The organism is Polynucleobacter sp. AP-Jannik-300A-C4 (genome assembly GCF_018688335.1).
Lineage (GTDB): Bacteria > Pseudomonadota > Gammaproteobacteria > Burkholderiales > Burkholderiaceae > Polynucleobacter.
The window spans coordinates 466,812-483,495 of sequence record NZ_CP061316.1; the positions used below are offsets into that span (position 1 = coordinate 466,812).

Consider the following 16,684-nt stretch of genomic DNA (forward strand, 5'->3'; position numbering starts at 1 on the left):
ATGAAGCGAGAATTAAACAGCTACCACTGGAATTACTATACCCGATCTTGATTCTTCGGTATTAAGCATTGTTAGATTTAAATGCTTTACCAGTAAGCACTTGGTGGTGCATACACTAAGATTTTTGCGGGGTTGAGATAGTTTTTGTTTTGATGAATCTCATAGTGTAGGTGAGGCCCCGTTGAGCGACCTGTAGATCCTGATTCGGCAATGAGCTGTCCACGAAGAATCTTCTGGCCAGGCTGAACGTGGAGTTTGCTGTTGTGAGCGTACTTTGAAACAAAGCCTTCGCCATGCGCTATCTCAATAAATTTTCCATATGCCGGGTCAACCCCAGCTTTGAGAACAACACCGTCTCCAGCGGCAACAATAGGCGTGCCAGAAGGGGTTACGAAATCAATTCCAGAGTGCTGAGCTAATTGCTTTGTAAACGGATCTACCCGCACACCAAAATTACTAGTCATACCCAATCTAGCATCTATCGGAGGCCCAATCGGCAAGGTACGCAGCCATTGGTATTGCTTTTCCCATTCAGGCTCTAGCTTGGTAAAAATCTCTGCCATTTCGGTAGCCTTGCTAACTGACTCCTCTAGGTTTTCTGCTAGCGACTTAGTGGGCTCAAATTTGAAGCTCAAAGGCTTTAGTGGGCCACCCAAATTTGATGGCTCGACGAATTTATTCTTTACGGTATAGGGTGTCGAAATAGCTAGGTAGCGGTCTTTAATAGACTTCAATTCATTAAAGTGTAGGGAGGCTGTTGCGAGTTGATCCTGAATACTTTTCAGTTGTTTTGTATATCGTTGATCCAAAGCCATTCGTTCTTTGACGGTCACGACCCCGCTCACTTCCCTAGCAAAGTCGGGGTTCACTTCCAGGGCAATATGGATACCGGTTGAAAAAATCAAAATACCGAGCAACAAAAATGAGCCGCAAACAATCATCGCTAAACGAACAAGACGCTCTTTAGTAATGTTGATCTGCTTTATGGCTCCGGTAGAGCCTGATACCCAAAATAGTTGCATATACCAAGTATAAGTATTTGATTTATCTGGACTAAATGTCCAGCGTGTTTAATTTTTAGACTTATAATTCTTGAACCACCCCCAATTTTAACCGCAAATACAGGCCTGTGATCACTTTAAAACGCTCTCAAAAGCAGATTCTTGCATTCAAGTTTTGGATATTTTCTGCCCTTTGCCTGGTTGCAGTCCAAGGCGGTGCCGCCATTATTGGTCAAATGCCCGCACATGGTGATGTTTTGTACATTACCACTGAGCCTTGTACTGCTGAAAATGGGCGGATAGAGCCTAATTGGTACTTCTCGTATTCCGTTAATTCATTGGGGTCTGTGACTCGCAGTTGCTATGTTCGGTATAACGACCAAATCTGGATTAAAGGGCCTTACGGCACTGAGTCCACCTTCCCAATGAGTTACTTTGCGAAGCCATCTGCGAGCGATTCTGGCAAAACTGAGCAGGGATCGGATGTGAAACAGTAAGTTGCAGACTAAGTGGTGGCTTTTTTATGGGTTTGGGGGGACGCAAAAAAATTGATAGAGCACATAGCTCATCGTATCTGGAATGACCCTGTCCCATTGTGAGCCCGAGGTATCGAGTTGTTCGACGCTGACGCCGGATCCACCGGATCCGGAGTAATACCCTATGTAAAACTGTTTATAGCTCTCGTAACCGGTTTTACAAAAATACGATATATCTTGAATTACTGACTGCGTTAGGGCGCCATTGGGCGCGGTCAACGCTTCGTTGTAGCTAATAAGCTGCCAAGTGCTGACCTCACTGGCTGCGCTATCCCTGACAGTCTTGGTGTCTTCGTAGTAATAGGCGTTGCCGACGTTGTCATTGGAGATAAAAACCCACTTTGCCCACAACGGATTAAGTGGATTTATTAAAAAAACCGTTAAGCAAATAAATACTGATTTTTTGAGAATTACTGGCATTTATATAATCGAGTTAGAAATAATGAATTTATTAGCAAATAGTGCATTTTAAAGCCCAAAAGTAGCGTTCAGCTGATAGAATTGCCTAAATCTTTATTAATGATAATGCGCGCTAAGGAGTGCTAAGTATGGCTGAAGTAAATCAACTAGGTTGTTTATTTGTTGGCGAGGGCGTGGTTCTCAAAGGAAATTTTGAGGTTCCCGATATTGCTTCCATTTCTGGAGTAGTAGAAGGTGAATTGACTGCCAAGCAAATCCTCATCGAGGCAACTGGTGTCGTGCATGGAAAACTCTCCGGAGAGTCTATTGATATCCGTGGCGAAGCGAATGAGTTTGTATCCTCAACACGTAGCCTAATTATTCGCTCCACTGGAAAAGTAACTGGATCTATTCATTACTCCGAAATTGAAATCGAAAAAGGCGGCCATTTACATGGCGACCTACATAATCTCAATCCACATTCCTAATCTTTTTGAGCTAAATCACGATGTCTATTTTTTCTAAAAATTCAACACCCGATAACAGTGAAGACAAAATTGCTGATGAGCAAGTTGAGACTTATTCTGAAGCCGCTGCAGTTGAAGAGTCAGTAGTCGTTTCAACATCAAGCTATGAGGCTGTGCGCAACGAGGCTTCAAGTCGTCCTGGTATTTCTAAGCCATCCATCATTAGCGAAGGTTTTACTTTTGAAGGCACGATTACTTCGGATGGTGTTTTGAATATTGCTGGTACTGTGCGTGGAAAAATTACCGCAAAGTCTGTGTTGATCGATGCTAGCGGTCAAGTTGATGGGGAATTAAATTCTGATCAGCTAGTGATTAAAGGGCAGCTGAAAGGCGAAGTTAATTGCGAAGATCTGAATGTTGGACCCCTTGCGCATGTTGATGGAACGATTAGTTACAAATACATTCATATTCAGCGCGGTGGCAAGGTGTCTGGAAAGTTCATCAAGAACTAGTAATGTGACATGGCCTTTAAACAAAGTCATGCAATCAGACTGCTGGATCCATCAAGGGAAACTTTTGGATCCATCATCGGCCCCGATTTAGAAATTTTCGGAAAGATTGTCGCCACCAAGAGTTTGCGGATTGACGGCACAATCATTGGCGATGTTGAGACGAAGTATGGCGCTGATGTTTGTATTGCGCTTGGTAAAACGGGTTTAGTACAGGGCAATATATTTGGTGTACGCGTGTTGGTTGCAGGGCGCGTGGAGGGCAATGTGCATGCCTCAGAGCGTGTTGAGTTGCATAGTGGCGCTGACGTGCATGGCGATATCGTATATGCCCAAATTGGAATTGAGCATGGTGCTAGATTGAGTGGCAAGCTTTCTAAGATCGCTGATGCCAATCTTTTACCCAATGTTGGTTTAGACAATACTTAAATTTTAAATAGCGTAAAAAATGAATATGCAAAATCATGAAGCTATTAAGATACTGGTGACCAACCAAAAAGGTGGGGTAGGTAAAAGCACGATTGCCGCGAACCTAGCCGCTTATCTCGCTATGCAGCAGGGTATTGAGGTTTCTCTAATCGATTTCGATAGACAGGCCTCATCTTCTCGTTGGACCAAAAAAGCACCCGATGTTGGCATTCGGGTTCACTGTGCAGAAATCAATTACGAGAACTCCGGAATTGCATTGCTGAGCTCACGCGCTGCAGTCAGAAAATATTCGGCAGGAGTGCAGGTGAGTATTTCTGATTTGACATGGCACCCCACACTGTCTGATGAGTTCATGCTGGATTTTGATATTGTGATTGTGCCGAGCTCTAGCGCTAAATTTGAGATGGCTAGTACCGAAATTTTTATTTTGGAGTACGCTCAAAAACGTATGGCGCGCTTAGCAGCTAATAAGCAATTCATTTTGGTAGCTCCTAGCAAGGTCGTTCCTGGCTATGCCTCATTGGGCTCATTTACCAATTTAGAGTTCTTAATGAACTGCTACATCACTCCACCAATTCATCAGACACCAGATTTAGATGCCTATGTATATGAGGATTTTCTTTGTGTCTGCTCCGATCAGAAGGTTGCGGAAAACTTTTCGAATTTTGGAAAGTTCCTAGCTAAGAAAATTGAAGAACGCAGGACTATCAAGAAAACTTTATCTTTATCGGGAACCTCGTTAAATCGCGAAATCGTTAAGAAAGTTAGCGTATTGGATGACTATCGTGTACGTGCGCGTGAGTTGGGTATTTATGGGGGCTATGCCGCAAAGCCAGCGACTGACGCTCCCCAAGAAACTCCGCCTGAATCAACCCCTGGGGTCGTGAAGGGTGGTCGATTTATTCCAGCATTTTTGCGTCGCTCTGAATGAGTGCTCTTAACCATAATTCTTAAAAGCAAAAATTGTGATGACTGATCCGAAGCGAAACGATATTTTTGAGGATACAAATGGGGTGAGGGTTGCCGTTAAGCAGCTTTATCCTCCAAATGCTTTGGGAGTAAGCTACGTTGAATATAAAAACCTCAGTGACTCCAACCTTCGCTTCTTACCCTTAGAGCAATTTCATGAAAATTTTCGTTGGGTGGATAACTTTGGCTCTACCGATACCTTTGTTAAGGTAGTGTTAGAAAAAGAAGCTAAATCACTTGAAGAGGCAGAGGCTCCGGAATCTACTGAGGAGACCAGTTCTCCTGCTGAGACAGAGGAGCTTGCTGAAAAGCCGGCTGACGATGGACTAAGGGCTGCTACACCGACGCGCTCATCTTAATAGGGTAATTTAATTTTTCTACCTTCTGATTTGTAAAAGAAGGTTGAGAGGTTTCCAGAGCTTCTGAAAGAATATAGATGTTAGATGTTTCACAAAAATCCCGATCCCTTGAAATTATTCTGAAGCTTATTGCAATCTTCAGTGGGGCGCTCTTAATTGCCGCTTCAATCTTATCCGGAGATACTTTTCAGAGTGGATCTAGTCCAAGTCAATTTTTGCAAGATCAATTGCATCATTTGGACCAGTTGAAATGGTTGATTGGGGTCTTGTTGATCTTGTTTGGAGTCTTGTTTAGTCCGGGCAAGGCGCCTATGAGACCAATATATTCTGGACCAAAGGATCTTGGTAACGACCCATATAAGCTGTATTTAGTAGAAAAATATGGCATCGAGAAAAATACAGTTTTAGATCAGTTAATCTGTCAGAAGAGTTTGTTCGCCAATGTAGCAGATGCACTCCTTTTCGCGCACGGGCTTGAGACTGCAAATGGTAGAGCTAATCGAGTTGATTCCCCAAAGGCAATTCATCATCCGGAGAATTCGCAACCCAACTTCAGCTCTATGAAGTCAGTTGAGGTTGGTATTAAAGATGCGAGCCCAATTAGCCCGCCACCTCATCAAGTGGAGACGTCCGAATCTGAGAGGCGTCGTCGAATTATTTTTCTTCTTGGTTTGGTATTGATTGCCCTTGTTGTGGGCGGACTATATTACGCAAATACGCAGAGCGTAAAAGAAGAAGTGGTAGTGGTCGTTAGCCCCGCCCCTCCATCGAATACTGATCAAGTAGTCGCCAATAGTATTCCAGCAAATCCTAGCCCCCCAGCCGAGCAGGTGCCTGCTGAGGCCGCTACAAAATCGTCTACTCTCCCCATTAATGAGTTGTGGATTGGCACATGGAATGGAGTTGGTAATAAGCAGAAGATCGTGATTACTGCCTCGAACTTTAAATATGGAAACGATGATTTCACTTGGGCAGGCGTCCGACCCAAGGGAGTAATTCAGTGCTGTCCTGCGTTTTATGAGGGATCAAGCTCGAAGGCAGAATTATTAGCCCGCATTCAGGAGTCCGCAGCAAACTCCGCCCTAAAGGGTGATCAGCAAAAAACTATAGATCTCGTGAATACTCTGAGCGAAGGTAATTTTAAGAAAATTGTTTTAGCTGATCCCTTTTTACGAAAATATTTTTTCATCTACGATCAAAACACAATTTACCGTATTAATAGAGACTTAGGCGATAACGCTGAATTGGTGATTGAGCCATTTAGAAAGCAAGAATGAGCTCATCGTCTGACCTCAATGGGGCGCCTGTAGTCAAACTGCAGCCTTACGAGCAGTTGCGATTGCTGAGAGAGCAAACCCACGTTAAGACCATAAGTAAAGAAATTGTAGGTCGGCAGTGCATTTTCTTTTACAGTAAAAATTGGATTTTTGACTATTCTCTCGATAGCACTGATAAGCAGTGGGATATCACTAAGCAAGTTTATTTTCGTAATGTCAGAAAACATAAGGCCTTGGCATTTGCCTTGCCTTATATCGTTGTGCAGCTTGCACTTGCTGACACTAGCAATTATTTAAGAGCAATCGTCACATACGGTGAGGACATCACCAAGATGATTGGCTCTATGGACCACTTCATTAAGCGAGAGCCAGGTATTCGGGCTTGGGTGGAGCAGCCAGACTTTAACTGGCAAGCATCCAGTATTGCTGAATTATCTAATCAAATTCTTGAGGACAACAACCGATTTGGTGAAATTCAGTTTTATCAATATCACGAACCATTCCATGCCAAGTTAAACGGGGCCTGGGAGGTAATTCAGGTCTGACCAATAAAACTTAAAACTCTAGTTATATCCACAAGGATAAAGTTCAATTAACTTTTTCAGCAGAATTGGATCAATATCGAGAGATTTCCTCTCTAGTTTGTTGGTAGATACATCTTTAATACCTAGAGTGATAATTTCTTTGTAATTTGCTATGCTCAGCTTCAAAAAGGGTGGGAAGCAGAACAAAGGGGTACTTTCATTGGATGCCAATGCATTATTTGCAGCATTGAGTCCGCTGGCAAGCCCTAGTACATAAGTGTCCACAGATTGAGTTTTCGATTTATTCTCAAAGTTTGAAACAGTCATGCTGGAAAAGGCGGCCTGGGATGCGAGAAGCATTAGCAAGCCAGAAAAAAATTGGATGATTTTCATATGATTGAATTTTGCTAGTTTATATTTACTAAATGTAACAGAATCTTTTATAAACTAAGGATAATTCTTGCATGCTAAGTTAGGTGTATACATATTTTTTAAAGGTATCTATGGTCGATATTGATTGGGATTACTGGGTTTCTAGGCCCTATGTTTATACATGGCAGGCTGCCGCCCTGATTCAGGGAATTAATCCTAAGAAAATTAAATTTCCAGTGAGGGATGCCGCTGGAGAGCTGCACTTCGAGCGAGCTAATTTTGGTGATGCCTATCCTGAATTTAAGTTAAAGCTCGATCTCTTAACCGAGCATGCATGGATCCAAAATTTTTCAGCTCAAAATATGCGCGTCGACTTCAAGCGTTTTTTGTACTGGGCATATCATATTCAAAAGTGGCCATTTCCTGCTGAGCTCGCATCCTTTGCTCAGAGTTTGAGTTTAGATGCATTAGTGGAGCCAGTAGACGAGAGTGATAATGCCATGCGGGAGAGCGAGAGAAACTCACTCCATTTAATTTGGGCTCTCAGAGAGTTACTAAAAGAGCATCGGTATGGAAAAACAGACCGAGAGTTAATTTATTTTTTATCGAAGACCTACTCTAGTCAGCCAAGCTTCAAGCGACTCGCACTTGAGATGAAGTTTGCTGAAGCGCAGGCAGTTGTTGGCGCAATTGAGTCGTAGATTGGCTTTAGTACGAGCCAATTTCTAGACACTTCCACAAAAGAATTTGGGTAAAACTTTGAATTTCAATAAGCACACTATAAAAAAGCTCAATTATCCGGCATACTTTTTTCATGCTGTGCATACCTTTATCCTAAGAAATAAAGGGCGGACTTTTCGTCAAAAAGTATATTCACTCCTCAATCCAACTCCAAGCTCAGGTGAACTTCATCACATTATTGATCATGTGATTGTTATATCCGTCTTACTGTCGGTGGTGTCCATTATTTTAGAAACTGTATCTTGGATACATAACCCTTTTCGTTGGGAATTTTATTCAATTGAAATTGTTACCGTCATCATCTTTTCCCTTGAATACATTGGTCGAGTCTATTCTTGTTGTGAGCTAGAGAAATATCGTCAGCCCTTTATTGGTAGATTGAAGTACATGTTTACAATTGGGGCCTTGATTGATTTGGTCGCAGTGCTGCCGTTCTATGTAGGACTTGCATTTCATGAAGCTTTTGATTTGCGCTTCTTGCGAGTATTTAGACTATCGCGACTCCTGAAGTTAACGCGCTATACGGGTACTCTCAATACGATGTACAAGGCAATTTATCGAGAGCGTCGCGTATTGTTCGCAGCAGCTTTCATGATGATTTTGCTGGTCATATTGACTGCAAGCTTGGGTTATGAGTTTGAGCATGCAGCTCAGCCAGATAAGTTCAACACTATTCCTGATGCGATGTATTGGGCCGTTATTACATTGGCAAGCGTAGGTTATGGCGATTTAACTCCAATTACCCCCATGGGCAAAGCAATGACCGTTGTCATCAGCCTCATTGGGATCGGAATTTTTGCTATTCCTGCCGGTTTGATGGCTTCAGCATTTACCGATCAACTTCGAATTGATCGTGAAGCATTTGAAAATGAGTTTAGAGACGCCATCGCCAAGGGCAGACTATCTCCGAGTGATCGTCTTGCTCTGGAGGCTGAGGCTGAAAGATTGCACTTGTCTCTAGAGGACGTAGATCGCATTACTGATAAGGTAAAAAGTGAGCTGATTAATGCTACTGGCGTACTTCCTGATGATATGGATCCAGAGATTGTGCTAGAAAAATATCGGCAGCAGATTAGTCACCTGAAGGTATTTTCACTGAGCAAGCAGTTTCAAGATATTGAGATGATGCTGAATGATCCAAATTGCTCAACTGAGCTAGAGCGTCAGATTTGGGTTTTGATAAAAAAATCTAACTAGATTGATTGACTCGTAAGAATTGATAGATGGCTTCGTCAACCGGACTCGGTAAGTCTGGTTGACCAGATGCTGTCAACTCAAGGCTGATTTTTCCTCTTAGAGTAATCAGACCCTTTAGTGTTTCGCGCTTATGAAAATGATCGTGTTCATGATCAATCTCTTGAATCAAAAATTGGTGCAGGTATACATGATTCGAGAGATCAAGCTTTAGTGCAAACGCCAATCGATCAATTTCTTGGTTCAGTTGATGAACCACAGTTTCAAACTCATTATCAAGATAAGGCTTATCTATTTGGCTCATGTAATTTAAATAGTTAATTAATGCTTTTAACTAGGATTTTCCTTAAGGCGGTAATGATTGGGGTTTGAGCCTTCATTATATCTAGAGACCCTGGGTGAGCCTCAGATTTGAGCCTATTTGCCACTTATAATCCAATGACTACGATACGTGTTTGCTTATAGGGTGCTTGAAGATGCGCTTTGGCTTCATGTTATGGTTAGGTATCCGGATTAAAGAATGAATCAAATGTTGAATTTAAGTGGAAAAAAAGGCCTCATTCTTGGGGTGGCAAACGATCAAAGTATCGCTTGGGGATGTGCGCTCATGGCCAAACAGATGGGTGCTGAGCTTATTGTTACCTGTCAAAATGAAAAGGCGCGGAAGTATGTTGAGCCTCTGACCATTGCTGAGAATATTCAGCTTGAAGCGTGTAACGTGGAGGATCCGGGTGCACTAGAGATTCTGGTGAATAACGCTATTAAAAAGTTGGGCCATTTTGATTTTGTAATTCACTCTATTGCATGGGCACCGCTTGAAGATCTTCACGGACGTGTGATTGATAGTTCTAGTATTGGATTTTCCAGAGCAATGGAGGTTTCCTGCCATTCCTTTGCCACGCTTGCAAAGTTATGTGCCCCACATATGCCCTCCGGCGGTGCTCTTTTAACAATGAGTTACTTGGGTGCTGATGAAGCGGTACCCCATTATGGTCTGATGGGGCCGGTAAAGGCGGCGCTAGAATCATTGGTTAGATACATGGCTGTGGAATTGGGGGCGCAAAAAATTCGAGTGCATGCAGTTTCGCCCGGGCCCATAGCAACGCGCGCAGCTTCGGGTATTGATCATTTTGATGAGCTTATGCGCACCGCATCTCAGAAATCTCCACTGGGAAGGCCAGTTCGACTTGAGGAGATTGCCAGCTTATCTACATTTTTATGTTCTGATGGAGCTTCAGGCATGACTGGCCAAACTATCTACGTAGATGGTGGTTGCCATGCCGTCGCTTAAAGGAAATGCAATGAATTCCAAGACAGAAGAGAATGTGCTGATTGAGAACATTACCTATGACGAGCTTAGCATTGGCCAAAGTGCACGCTTATTACGCACTTTAACGCTTGAGGATATTCAGGCATTTGCTGCCGTCTCAGGGGATACGAACCCAGCGCATCTCGATAATGAGTATGCTAACGACACGATGTTTCATGGCGTTATTGCACATGGTATGTGGGGTGGGGCGTTAATATCTGCTTTACTGGGAACCAAGTTTCCCGGTCCTGGAACCATTTACCTGGAGCAGGACCTACATTTTTCACGACCAGTTCGCATTGGTGATACCTTGGTTGTGGTTGCTACCGTGAGCTCTAAAGATGACTTGAAAAAACGTGTTGAGCTCGATTGTGTGGTCCACAACCAAAATGGCGAAAAAGTTTTGTATGGCACGGCTCGCATTATTGCTCCGACACAAAAAATATCTCGCCCTAGATTAAGCGCTCCACAGATTCAGATTTTTGATCCCGAAGCTAGGTTTCATGCGCTACTAGAAAGAGCCTATCACCTTGAGCCAGTATTTTGTGCCGTTGTTCACCCATGCGACACAGAGTCCCTGATGGGCGCTGTTGATTCAGCGGCTGCGGGACTTATTAAACCTATTTTGATCGGTCCGGCCAAGAAAATTCAAGCGATCGCGCATGCCTCATCGATTGATATAACGCCATACGAGCTCATCGATGTTCCTCATAGTCATGCAGCGGCACAGAAGGCGGCAGAGATGGCTGTGGATCGTAAGGTGGAAATGATGATGAAGGGTAGCCTGCATACGGATGAGTTATTGCATGCCATATTGGCCTGCCCTCAGCTCAGAACAGGCAGAAGAATGTCGCACGTATTTCGTTTTGACATTCCCATGTATAGCAAACCATTATTAGTGACTGATGCTGCACTCAATATTCATCCGACACTGATGGAAAAAGTCGACATTATTCAAAATGCAATCGACTTTAGCGTCATCATGGGTGTGCCAAATCCGAAAGTGGCTATCTTGTCTGCGGTGGAGACGGTGAATCCTGACATTCCCTCTACGATTGAGGCTGCAGCACTTTGCAAGATGGCTCAACGTGGACAAATTAAGGGGGGTATCTTGGATGGCCCACTGGCATTTGATAATGCAATCTCATTGCATGCAGCCCAAATCAAAGGAATCGATTCTCCTGTAGCGGGTGATGCAGATATTTTGAATGTCCCTGACTTGGAGTCTGGAAACATGTTGGCGAAACAGTTAGAGTATTTTGCTGGGGCTAGTGGTGCCGGTTTAGTTTTAGGTGCTCGAATTCCGGTGGCATTAACAAGTCGAGCTGATGGCCCTCGGACTAGGGTGGCATCTGCTTTACTGGGTTTATTGGTGGCTCATGCGCATCGCCAAATCGACTAATTTTTTCTAAGTACGATAAAGCACTGAGATGGCAATTCTTTCTGTAAATGCAGGTTCATCAACCTTAAAGTTTGCTATTTATCCGGTTGAAAAGGGCGTTGTTAAGTCCTCGATTTTAGTGGGTAATTTTGAGGGCTTGGAGCCGAATGGTTCACCAGTTCTACATTATGGTTTTGGCGGTGAAGCTACATCATTGCCATTGTCGAGCACACCAGAAGATCCATTTACATCTGCATTGGAGAAGTTAAAGAAACTCATTATTTCTTTGCCTAATATTCCAAAGATCGATGCTATTGCGCATCGTATCGTGCATGGTGGTTTGTTATATACCCACAGCATCATTGCTACTGATGCAATTCTCAATGATTTATGCCAGTTGAATTCCCTCGCACCTCTGCATCAGCCCCATAACCTAGAGGGAGTGAGTGCATTTGCAAGAGCATTTCCGGATATTCCGCAAGTGCTGTGTTTTGATACTGCATACCATCAGACGATTTCTGAGACAGCATCTGCCTTTGCATTGCCAACGGAAATTACCGCCTTAGGCGTGAAGAGGTATGGCTTTCATGGCCTCTCATACCAATACATCATGGGTTCCTTGTTAGATTATTCCAGTAGGGCAAGGGGGAGAGTATTGATGGCTCACCTCGGTAATGGTGCAAGTTTGTGTGCAGCTAAGACTGGTAAAAGCATAGCAACTACCATGGGATTTTCTGCCTTGGATGGTTTGATGATGGGAACAAGGGCTGGCTCATTAGACGCCGGTGTGATTTTATATCTCTTGGAGAAGGGGTACTCTCATAATCAACTAGAGCAGTTGCTTTATAAGAAAAGCGGCTTACTTGGCGTGTCTGGTATCTCTGCTGATATGCGTAAGTTGAGATCCAGTCCAGAGCCATTGGCGAAAGCTGCGATTGAATTATTCACCTATAGAGTAGTTCGTGAAGCTGGTGCAATGATTGCTTGTCTAGGTGGTTTGGATGTTATCGGTTTTAGCGGTGGCATAGGGGAGCATGATTCACAGCTTCGCCAAGACGTAATTGATAAACTATCCTGGTTAGGGATCAAGCTAGATCATGCGCTTAACCAGAATGCGGTTAAGGATCAGATTTCTAGAATCAGCGCAGATGACAGCTTAGTTGAGGTTTGGGTTGTGCCAACCGACGAAGGCATGGTTGCTGCCCGTGACGCGCAAACGCTACTTGAATTAGAGGTAAGTTAGCGGAAAGTATGACGCATTGGTGTAGAGCTTTAGTTAGGTTGCTTTGGGTATGCGGTAGATTTTGCAACATCGTCAGCAGTCCAGGTTTTGCTGAGATCTCCAGTTGGCCCAAGAAAAACAAATGCCAAGCAAATTCCAATGACCAGTGCGGCTAATCCAAGGATTTTGAGAACCTTATAGTCCCGTTCTTCCTTGATAACGAACTTAGGCGCAGGGTGACGCACTTCAAATACCTCAGGAAATGCGTCTTGAATAAGGTCTTTTGCAGATTTAATATGGCGATAACGTTCGTCTTCAGAGGCCCCAGCTTCGATTACTTTAGCCGCTTTAAGGTAAAGTTCGCTAGCATTCCCCAAAATTTTGGCCCTGTGAATGCATTCTGTATAACGTTCTTTTTCAATTGGGGTCATAGTTTTATCCGATACTTATCAACTTAAATCCATTTTACTTTTTCTTGAATTAAAAGTCATCATTAACTGCTTGGACTAATACTTTAGAAAATGACTATCGTCCTGTATTCCTATCGAAGATGTCCCTATGCAATGAGGGCTCGTATGGCGTTGAAGTATGCGGGCGTTGAATACGAACATAGAGAAATTAGCCTAAGAAATAAACCTCGGTCTTTATTGCTCTTATCGCCCAAAGGAACTGTTCCGGTCTTGTGTATCGACGGACGAGTACTTGAGCAGAGTCTAGACATCATTCATTGGGCGCTTGCACAATCAGACCCAGATGGCTGGCTTCGATTTGATAAATCCATTGCCCAGGAGTGGGTTGAGAAAAATGATGGTCCGTTTAAGACTTTATTGGATCAATATAAATACCCTAATCGATATCCTGAATTGAAGCAGACAGAGGTGCTTAAGCAATTACAAGAAATGATGCTTAAACCTATGGAGACTGCCTTAGCAAGGGAAGCCTATTTAATGGGCGATCATATCAGTTGGGTTGATATTGCCATTTTTCCATTTGTCAGGCAGTTTTCTATGGTCGATACGAAGGTTTTTGAAAGCCTACCCGTCCCGCACCTGAAGCAATGGCTCCTCCACTTGCTTGAAAACCCTCTTTTTAATGCAGTGATGGATAAGCATCCAACTTGGGTGGAATGATTTAATAAAAAAACCCCCGAACTTTCATTCGGGGGTTTCAAATAAATGACTGCGCTATTAAGCGTTTGCCAAATGAGCTTCTAAAGTCTTAGTAAATTTGTTAGCGTGGCTACGCTCGGCCTTCGCCAATGTTTCAAACCAGTCAGCGATTTCGTCAAAGCCTTCATCGCGTGCTGTTTTAGCCATACCTGGGTACATATCTGTGTACTCATGTGTTTCACCAGCAATAGCTGCTTGCAAAGCTTCTGCAACTGTCTTAGCTGGCATACCAGTACCTGGCTCGCCTGCGCCGCCTTCGATTAGGTATTCCATGTGACCATGGGCATGACCTGTTTCGCCTTCAGCTGTTGAGCGGAAAACTGCTGCAACATCGTTTGCACCAGCGATATCAGCTTGGTTCGCGAAATACAAATAACGACGATTTGCTTGTGATTCACCAGCAAACGCTTCCTTCAAAGACTCTTCAGTCTTTGTACCTTTTACGGATTTAGCCATGATTGACTCCTAAAAACAGTTAGTTGAAATTGGGTGATTTGCTAAATTACTAGCTCAATAAAGTTCACCTGGGAGTGATTATGACCAAATCTACGGATTTGAATAATCATATTTTTGTATTGACTTGATAGCTAAAAACAACTGATAAGCAAATATCAATTAATAAAATATAACGATAGATTAGCGCTTTGGGGCGTGCTGCGCGAGTTCTACAGGCCAAGAAAGGGGTAAATATTTGGTTAAGTTAGTTATTACTATCGTTTTTTTTACTATAAAAAGATTGTATTGCTAACTTTTCTATCTATTTAGTTAATTACTATGAATATTGTTAATTAATACAATTTTACTATCGGTTGGTCCCGCCCTAAACTGTGGATCATTCGATTTGCACGCTACAACTGTAGAAACACAAGAGGACAGATATGACAACTCGCGAAGGTAGTTTAGAGGCCCCAACCAGACATCCTTTGGATTGGCAAAATCCAAAGTTTTACGACAAGGCTGATTTAGAAGCCGAGATGGAGCGCGTTTTTGATCTTTGCCATGGTTGCCGTCGTTGCGTCAGTCTCTGTGGATCGTTTCCAACTCTTTTTGATTTAGTTGATGCCACTGAAGATCTGGAGATGGAGCAGGTCGATAAGGCGGATTACCAAAAGGTAGTTGATCAATGCTACCTCTGCGATGTGTGCTACATGACTAAGTGTCCTTATGTCCCACCACATCCTTGGAATATTGACTTCCCTCATCTCATGCTGCGTGCTAAGGCTGTTAACTTTAAAGATGACAAGGCTACTTTCCGCGACAAACTTTTATCCTCTACAGATAAGCTCGGACACTTTGCTGGCATTCCGATCGTGACTCAAGCTGTCAATGCAGTGAACAGTACCGGCCTTGCGCGCTTGGTGATGGAGGGTGCCTTAGGAGTAGATAAGAATGCTTGGATCCCTGAATACGCGCCGAAGACATTCCCGCAACTAGCCCAAAAATCTGAAGATCTGCCTGTCGTAGATGGTGCCAAGACGCCTGGAAAAGTTGCTATTTATGCCACTTGCTATATCAATTACAACGAGCCAGGTATTGGGCAAGATCTGATTAAGATTCTGAAACACAATGCTATTCCTTATGAGTTGGTAGATAAGGAAGCCTGTTGTGGCATGCCAAAGCTGGAGTTAGGTGATTTGGAATCTGTTGCTGAAAACAAGGAAAAAAATATTCCAAAGTTGGCAAAGCTGGCGCGCGAAGGTTATGCCATCTTGACCCCAATCCCATCCTGCACTTTGATGTTCAAACAGGAATTGCCACTCATGTTCCCAGATTGTGCTGATACGCAATTGGTGAAAGATGCTATGTGGGATCCGTTTGAGTACTTCATGGCTCGTAATTCCGATGGACTCTTAAAGAAAGACTTCAGTAAAGAGTTAGGCCATGTCAGCTATCACATGGCTTGTCACTCACGCGTACAAAACGTGGGTCAAAAAACTGCAGAAACTCTTAAGTTAGTTCCTGGAACTGAGGTCAATGTGGTTGAGCGTTGCTCAGGACACTCGGGTACTTGGGGTGTAAAGAAAGAGTTTCATGAAACAGCTATGAAGATTGGTAAGCCTGTGTTTAGAAGAATGGCTGAAGAAGAGCCTAACTACATTAGCTCTGACTGCCAACTTGCTGGTCATCATATTGAGCAGGGCATGGAGGAGTTGGGATTGCCTAAATCAGAAATGGCTCACCCTTTAACCCTGCTTGCTAAGGCATACGGTCTTTAATTTATTAATAGGAACACAGCAGCATGAGAACAATTACTCGCGATAGTTTATTGAGCCTTGAGGCTTATCACAAAGAGCGTCCTGCTTTTCGTGAAAAGGCGATTAAAGAGCGCCGTCTAAGAACCGTTCATCTTGGAGATCACGTCACACTGATTTTCGAAAATGAATTTTTAATGCGCTATCAAATTCAAGAGATGCTGCGCGTAGAAAAAACATTTGAGGAGGATGGCATTGAAGATGAGTTGAATGCCTATAACCCTCTAGTGCCAGGTGGATCAGATTTCAAAGCCACTATGATGATTGAATACCCTAATGAGGCGGATCGTAAAGTTGCACTTGCGAAGTTGGTGGGTATTGAGCATCAAATGTTTATCGAAGTTGAAGGTCAGCCACGTGTTTATGCAATTGCTGACGAAGACTTAGAGCGCTCAACCGCTAATAAAACCTCTGCAGTGCACTTTATGCGCTTTGATCTTACAAACGATATGAAGATGGCCTTAAAAGCGGGTGCTCAGATGATGGTAGGTTGTGACCATAAGGGTTACCCAATGCATGTTCAGACGCTCCCTCCAGAAACTTTAGCCTCACTCGTTTCTGATTTGAGTTAAAC

At 43.3% G+C, this 16,684-nt stretch carries 22 protein-coding genes; 16 read left to right on the forward strand and 6 right to left on the reverse strand.

The features are described 5' to 3' along the window. Positions 1 to 86: 86 nt before the first annotated feature. The gene (locus FD975_RS02485; protein ID WP_215302842.1) at positions 87 to 1,022 is read right to left on the reverse strand and encodes a M23 family metallopeptidase; all 936 of its coding nucleotides are present in this window, start codon (positions 1,020 to 1,022) and stop codon (positions 87 to 89) included. Between the two features lie 107 nt (positions 1,023 to 1,129). Between FD975_RS02485 and FD975_RS02490 the strand changes: the two genes are divergently transcribed. Further along, on the forward strand, positions 1,130 to 1,498 hold the full coding sequence (locus tag FD975_RS02490; RefSeq protein ID WP_215302844.1) for a hypothetical protein: 369 nt from the start codon (positions 1,130 to 1,132) through the stop codon (positions 1,496 to 1,498). Positions 1,499 to 1,522: 24 nt separating this feature from the next. Here FD975_RS02490 and FD975_RS02495 read toward each other — a convergent pair whose 3' ends face one another. After that, positions 1,523 to 1,957, reverse strand: a complete 435-nt coding sequence (locus tag FD975_RS02495) for a surface-adhesin E family protein (protein ID WP_215302846.1) — start codon at positions 1,955 to 1,957, stop codon at positions 1,523 to 1,525. Positions 1,958 to 2,085: 128 nt separating this feature from the next. Between FD975_RS02495 and FD975_RS02500 the strand changes: the two genes are divergently transcribed. The 7 genes from FD975_RS02500 to FD975_RS02530 all read left to right on the forward strand — a co-directional run bounded on the left by FD975_RS02500 (position 2,086) and on the right by FD975_RS02530 (position 6,491). Beyond that, entirely contained in the window at positions 2,086 to 2,424 is a 339-nt protein-coding gene (locus FD975_RS02500; RefSeq protein ID WP_215302848.1) for a polymer-forming cytoskeletal protein, read from the forward strand. A 20-nt stretch (positions 2,425 to 2,444) separates the two neighbouring features. Then, complete coding sequence (locus tag FD975_RS02505; protein ID WP_215302850.1) at positions 2,445 to 2,915, forward strand: polymer-forming cytoskeletal protein; 471 nt, start codon at positions 2,445 to 2,447, stop codon at positions 2,913 to 2,915. 9 nt (positions 2,916 to 2,924) lie between these two features. Beyond that, entirely contained in the window at positions 2,925 to 3,341 is a 417-nt protein-coding gene (locus FD975_RS02510) for a polymer-forming cytoskeletal protein (RefSeq protein WP_215302852.1), read from the forward strand. Positions 3,342 to 3,366: 25 nt separating this feature from the next. Further along, a complete protein-coding gene (locus FD975_RS02515; protein WP_215302854.1) occupies positions 3,367 to 4,272 on the forward strand; it encodes an AAA family ATPase in 906 nt (301 codons plus the stop codon). A 37-nt stretch (positions 4,273 to 4,309) separates the two neighbouring features. Then, a complete protein-coding gene (locus tag FD975_RS02520) occupies positions 4,310 to 4,669 on the forward strand; it encodes a hypothetical protein (protein ID WP_215302856.1) in 360 nt (119 codons plus the stop codon). A 77-nt stretch (positions 4,670 to 4,746) separates the two neighbouring features. Further along, positions 4,747 to 5,946, forward strand: coding sequence for a hypothetical protein (locus FD975_RS02525; RefSeq protein ID WP_215302857.1), 1,200 nt, complete (start codon positions 4,747 to 4,749; stop codon positions 5,944 to 5,946). After that, a complete protein-coding gene (locus FD975_RS02530) occupies positions 5,943 to 6,491 on the forward strand; it encodes a hypothetical protein (protein ID WP_215302859.1) in 549 nt (182 codons plus the stop codon). Before FD975_RS02525 ends, FD975_RS02530 begins: the two co-directional genes overlap by 4 nt. An 18-nt stretch (positions 6,492 to 6,509) precedes the next feature. On the opposite strand, the gene FD975_RS02535 is transcribed toward FD975_RS02530, so the two are convergent. After that, positions 6,510 to 6,863, reverse strand: a complete 354-nt coding sequence (locus FD975_RS02535; RefSeq protein ID WP_215302861.1) for a hypothetical protein — start codon at positions 6,861 to 6,863, stop codon at positions 6,510 to 6,512. Between the two features lie 110 nt (positions 6,864 to 6,973). Here FD975_RS02535 and FD975_RS02540 point away from each other — a divergent pair, with 110 nt between their 5' ends. Continuing rightward, entirely contained in the window at positions 6,974 to 7,543 is a 570-nt protein-coding gene (locus FD975_RS02540) for a hypothetical protein (protein WP_215302863.1), read from the forward strand. A 118-nt stretch (positions 7,544 to 7,661) separates the two neighbouring features. Next, complete coding sequence (locus FD975_RS02545) at positions 7,662 to 8,780, forward strand: ion transporter (protein WP_215302864.1); 1,119 nt, start codon at positions 7,662 to 7,664, stop codon at positions 8,778 to 8,780. On the opposite strand, the gene FD975_RS02550 is transcribed toward FD975_RS02545, so the two are convergent. Then, positions 8,773 to 9,081, reverse strand: coding sequence for a hypothetical protein (locus tag FD975_RS02550; protein WP_215302866.1), 309 nt, complete (start codon positions 9,079 to 9,081; stop codon positions 8,773 to 8,775). The two genes, FD975_RS02545 and FD975_RS02550, sit on opposite strands and share 8 nt — an antisense overlap. Before the next feature lie 228 nt (positions 9,082 to 9,309). Between FD975_RS02550 and fabI the strand changes: the two genes are divergently transcribed. Genes fabI through FD975_RS02565 form a run of 3 tightly spaced genes read left to right on the forward strand, consistent with a single transcriptional unit; the run spans position 9,310 to position 12,710 of the window. Then, on the forward strand, positions 9,310 to 10,068 hold the full coding sequence (fabI, locus tag FD975_RS02555; RefSeq protein ID WP_215303770.1) for an enoyl-ACP reductase FabI: 759 nt from the start codon (positions 9,310 to 9,312) through the stop codon (positions 10,066 to 10,068). 10 nt (positions 10,069 to 10,078) lie between these two features. Further along, positions 10,079 to 11,488, forward strand: a complete 1,410-nt coding sequence (locus FD975_RS02560) for a bifunctional enoyl-CoA hydratase/phosphate acetyltransferase (RefSeq protein ID WP_215302868.1) — start codon at positions 10,079 to 10,081, stop codon at positions 11,486 to 11,488. 28 nt (positions 11,489 to 11,516) lie between these two features. Next, positions 11,517 to 12,710: an acetate/propionate family kinase gene (locus FD975_RS02565; protein ID WP_215302870.1), complete on the forward strand. Its 1,194-nt coding sequence runs from the start codon at positions 11,517 to 11,519 to the stop codon at positions 12,708 to 12,710. Positions 12,711 to 12,739: 29 nt separating this feature from the next. On the opposite strand, the gene FD975_RS02570 is transcribed toward FD975_RS02565, so the two are convergent. Next, positions 12,740 to 13,120, reverse strand: coding sequence for a hypothetical protein (locus FD975_RS02570; RefSeq protein WP_215302871.1), 381 nt, complete (start codon positions 13,118 to 13,120; stop codon positions 12,740 to 12,742). 90 nt (positions 13,121 to 13,210) lie between these two features. On the opposite strand from FD975_RS02570, the gene FD975_RS02575 reads away from it, so the two are divergent. Next, a complete protein-coding gene (locus tag FD975_RS02575; RefSeq protein ID WP_215302873.1) occupies positions 13,211 to 13,819 on the forward strand; it encodes a glutathione S-transferase in 609 nt (202 codons plus the stop codon). 57 nt (positions 13,820 to 13,876) lie between these two features. Here FD975_RS02575 and FD975_RS02580 read toward each other — a convergent pair whose 3' ends face one another. Beyond that, positions 13,877 to 14,314 carry a rubrerythrin family protein gene (locus FD975_RS02580; protein WP_114652135.1) on the reverse strand — a complete coding sequence of 146 codons (438 nt, stop codon included), beginning with the start codon at positions 14,312 to 14,314 and terminating at the stop codon, positions 13,877 to 13,879. Positions 14,315 to 14,736: 422 nt separating this feature from the next. On the opposite strand from FD975_RS02580, the gene FD975_RS02585 reads away from it, so the two are divergent. Together FD975_RS02585 and FD975_RS02590 are read left to right on the forward strand one after the other, a co-directional pair. After that, the gene (locus tag FD975_RS02585; protein ID WP_215302875.1) at positions 14,737 to 16,074 is read left to right on the forward strand and encodes a heterodisulfide reductase-related iron-sulfur binding cluster; all 1,338 of its coding nucleotides are present in this window, start codon (positions 14,737 to 14,739) and stop codon (positions 16,072 to 16,074) included. A 23-nt stretch (positions 16,075 to 16,097) separates the two neighbouring features. Then, positions 16,098 to 16,682 carry a DUF3501 family protein gene (locus tag FD975_RS02590; protein ID WP_215302877.1) on the forward strand — a complete coding sequence of 195 codons (585 nt, stop codon included), beginning with the start codon at positions 16,098 to 16,100 and terminating at the stop codon, positions 16,680 to 16,682. Positions 16,683 to 16,684: the final 2 nt, after the last annotated feature.

Coding starts and splice junctions, on each gene's coding strand:
- FD975_RS02505 (WP_215302850.1), top strand. CDS start 2,445: ATGTCTATTTTTTCTAAAAATTCAACACCCGATAACAGTGAAGACAAA.
- FD975_RS02570 (WP_215302871.1), bottom strand. CDS start 13,120: ATGACCCCAATTGAAAAAGAACGTTATACAGAATGCATTCACAGGGCC.
- FD975_RS02590 (WP_215302877.1), top strand. CDS start 16,098: ATGAGAACAATTACTCGCGATAGTTTATTGAGCCTTGAGGCTTATCAC.
- FD975_RS02585 (WP_215302875.1), top strand. CDS start 14,737: ATGACAACTCGCGAAGGTAGTTTAGAGGCCCCAACCAGACATCCTTTG.
- FD975_RS02520 (WP_215302856.1), top strand. CDS start 4,310: ATGACTGATCCGAAGCGAAACGATATTTTTGAGGATACAAATGGGGTG.
- FD975_RS02540 (WP_215302863.1), top strand. CDS start 6,974: ATGGTCGATATTGATTGGGATTACTGGGTTTCTAGGCCCTATGTTTAT.
- FD975_RS02580 (WP_114652135.1), bottom strand. CDS start 14,314: ATGGCTAAATCCGTAAAAGGTACAAAGACTGAAGAGTCTTTGAAGGAA.
- FD975_RS02495 (WP_215302846.1), bottom strand. CDS start 1,957: ATGCCAGTAATTCTCAAAAAATCAGTATTTATTTGCTTAACGGTTTTT.
- FD975_RS02535 (WP_215302861.1), bottom strand. CDS start 6,863: ATGAAAATCATCCAATTTTTTTCTGGCTTGCTAATGCTTCTCGCATCC.
- FD975_RS02510 (WP_215302852.1), top strand. CDS start 2,925: ATGGCCTTTAAACAAAGTCATGCAATCAGACTGCTGGATCCATCAAGG.
- FD975_RS02525 (WP_215302857.1), top strand. CDS start 4,747: ATGTTAGATGTTTCACAAAAATCCCGATCCCTTGAAATTATTCTGAAG.
- FD975_RS02515 (WP_215302854.1), top strand. CDS start 3,367: ATGCAAAATCATGAAGCTATTAAGATACTGGTGACCAACCAAAAAGGT.
- FD975_RS02565 (WP_215302870.1), top strand. CDS start 11,517: ATGGCAATTCTTTCTGTAAATGCAGGTTCATCAACCTTAAAGTTTGCT.
- FD975_RS02530 (WP_215302859.1), top strand. CDS start 5,943: ATGAGCTCATCGTCTGACCTCAATGGGGCGCCTGTAGTCAAACTGCAG.
- FD975_RS02575 (WP_215302873.1), top strand. CDS start 13,211: ATGACTATCGTCCTGTATTCCTATCGAAGATGTCCCTATGCAATGAGG.
- FD975_RS02485 (WP_215302842.1), bottom strand. CDS start 1,022: ATGCAACTATTTTGGGTATCAGGCTCTACCGGAGCCATAAAGCAGATC.
- FD975_RS02500 (WP_215302848.1), top strand. CDS start 2,086: ATGGCTGAAGTAAATCAACTAGGTTGTTTATTTGTTGGCGAGGGCGTG.
- FD975_RS02550 (WP_215302866.1), bottom strand. CDS start 9,081: ATGAGCCAAATAGATAAGCCTTATCTTGATAATGAGTTTGAAACTGTG.
- FD975_RS02560 (WP_215302868.1), top strand. CDS start 10,079: ATGAATTCCAAGACAGAAGAGAATGTGCTGATTGAGAACATTACCTAT.